2 protein-coding genes and 1 pseudogene are annotated in these 2,400 nt (G+C 61.4%); all 3 read right to left on the bottom strand.

The features are described from left to right. Positions 1 to 244 precede the first annotated feature (244 nt). Entirely contained in the window at positions 245 to 877 is a 633-nt protein-coding gene (locus ACX3P1_RS27905; protein ID WP_459083017.1) for a DUF1989 domain-containing protein, read from the bottom strand. A 17-nt stretch (positions 878 to 894) separates the two neighbouring features. Beyond that, positions 895 to 1,863, bottom strand: a complete 969-nt coding sequence (gene speB / locus ACX3P1_RS27900) for an agmatinase (RefSeq protein WP_459083015.1) — start codon at positions 1,861 to 1,863, stop codon at positions 895 to 897. A 262-nt stretch (positions 1,864 to 2,125) separates the two neighbouring features. Beyond that, positions 2,126 to 2,245: pseudogene (locus ACX3P1_RS27895) on the bottom strand (SAM-dependent methyltransferase); the annotation flags it as partial. Positions 2,246 to 2,400: the final 155 nt, after the last annotated feature.

The raw sequence follows: 2,400 nt of genomic DNA, 5'->3' as shown, positions 1-2,400 counted from the left end.
ATCCGCTCGCCCTTCGTCATCATCGCGCCAAAGCACAAGAAGGCGTCGCTGTCGCAGCGGATTTTTGTTCAGGAACTGCGCAAAAGGGTGGGGAGCGCCGAAAAATCTGCCGGAAAAGGGCAGGTGGCGGACGCAAAAGAACCGATGCCCAAGATACGCGGCATGTAAAAACTCTTTTATGCATTGATCCCGAAAAGCGGGAGCCGCTTTTCGGGATCAATGGTCTAAAATGCTGGGCTGCGCTTTAAAGGCGTAGCGCCTTGGCGTCGATCCGATAATGCGCTTCGGTTGGAACGCAGTCTTCCCCGTTTACCGGAATGAGGTCCTGCGGGCAGGCCGAGAACGCGACGATCAAATCCATTTCCGCGCGCATCGACACATAGGAGCCCCGTCCCGAAACAGGCGCCTCGAAAGAGACCGAACCGTCTTCGCTGACGGGAATGTTCATGAATAGGTTGAGCGGCGAAGGGGTTTCGGGCGGCGTCAGCCCGAGCGCGCCGAGGGCGGCCGTCAGATTGTCGGTGCAGTTGTCATGGTGCCCGATATGACCCAACTGCTGGTAGCGATAGCGGTCGCAGGCGGCGATCAGTGTATCGTGCACGCCGCCCGAAGTGTCCTGGATCAGGGTTAGCATCGGACGCCGCTTGTTGCTGCGCAGCGTGTCGCCGTTCTGGGGGTTCACCTTGAGCATGGCGCCGCGGCTGTGCTCCATCGACATGAATTCCGCGATGTCGTCGGCGCAGAAGGCCCAGGTATCCACCACCTGGGTGCCGTGGGTGTTGATGACGGTGATTACTTGGCCTTGGGCAACGCGCGCCGCCGCGCCCTTGCGGGCGGGAATGACGTGAACCTGACCGTTACTGGCGTTCGTTGGCATCGTTGAGTTCCTTCCGTTCAGCGTCCGCGGGCTTCGCTTTCGACGAAAATATAGCCGAGAAAGTTCAGGAGCACCTGTGCCGCGAGAAAGCCGGTGATGCCCGAAGGGTCGTAGGCCGGGGCCACCTCGACGAGGTCGATGCCGACGATGTCGCCGACCTTCACCAGGCCCTGGAGCATTTCCATTACTTCATAATAAAGGAAGCCGCCATGGCTGGGGGTACCGGTGCCCGGTGCAATCGACGGATCGAAGCCGTCGATGTCGATCGTCACATAGTAGCGCGCACCCTCCGGGATGGTCGCCAGCACGCCTTCAACGCCGAGCTTGCGCGCCTGGCGGACGGAAAGGATCGTCGAGCCGCGCTGGCGCGCATCCTCGTAACCGTCGCGGGCCGTCGAAGAGACGTTGCGGATGCCGATCTGGCTGAGACCGCTGACATGCGACTGTTCGGCTGCGCGGCGCATCGGATTGCCGTGGCCTTCGCGCACGCCGTGGCGCACGTCGACAAAGTCGAGATGGGCGTCGATCTGCACGATATGGATGGGGCCATGTTCGCTGAACGCCCGGACGCAGGGGATGTTGATGGCATGGTCGCCGCCCAGAATGACGGGCAACGCGCCCCGTTCGAGAATCTTGCGGACCGCCTTTTCCGTATTCGCGTGGCTGGTGACGGTATCGGTGTGCACGATATCCGCATCGCCGATGTCGACGATCCGCACCTTGTCGAGCGGCAGATAGATCTGGTCGTCCTCATGGTCGTAGGCGCCGCCATGGCCGAAGGAAAACAGCGTCGACGCCTCGCGGATGGCGCGTGGGCCAAAGCGCGCGCCAGAGCGGTACTGGGTGCCCATGTCGAAGGGAACGCCCAGCACGGCGACATCGGCATCGATCTTGTCCCAATCCAGGCAGACGGGCCGCTTGCCGAAGGTGCTAAGTCCTACGAAGGGGAGATCGAGCCGCCCGCCCTCATACCCATGTTCAGCCATCGAAACTCTCCCTACTCGGATAAGCCTCATGCCATCCGGAAGCGACATTCGGCATGAGCCGGAGTGCCAGGGATGGAGTGAAGCACGACAGGCCCGTGGTCTGCCTAACCCTTGGCTAGCATAGCGCCGCCACTCCTATCCATCACGAGTATCGGGCGTTCATATCGATTAATTCGGATATTGACCGTACTGGCATGCCGCCTGCCTCGGCGAGGCGCGGTTATTTCAGCAGTGGTACCCCGAAGCGTTCCGTTGCCGTTGGTCAGGTCACGACCCCGCGGCAGGCCCAGGCGACATTCGCAAACGACCTCGGGCCATCGGGGTGCCCGGCCTCGTATGCATCACGCACGGCGGCATCCGTGCGTGCCCGCTCTGCGGCGTCCTTTGAAAGACTACGATGAACCAGAAATCCTCCCCTCTCAATTAGCCCGGAATTGTCTCATTGGTGCTGACGCCGGACATGTATCCATGGATTGGGGGCCGGATTTTGAGCTCCGCCATAGGCACGACTTTCCAGATCACGCACCCGACCTCGTC

The organism is Mesorhizobium sp. A623 (assembly GCF_054489405.1).
Note: the sequence above shows the minus strand (reverse complement) of the source record. Positions and strands in the feature narration are given on the sequence as shown.

Excerpts from the sequence above, each read along its gene's own strand:
- ACX3P1_RS27905 (WP_459083017.1), bottom strand. The coding sequence starts at position 877 with ATGCCAACGAACGCCAGTAACGGTCAGGTTCACGTCATTCCCGCCCGC.
- speB (WP_459083015.1), bottom strand. The coding sequence starts at position 1,863 with ATGGCTGAACATGGGTATGAGGGCGGGCGGCTCGATCTCCCCTTCGTA.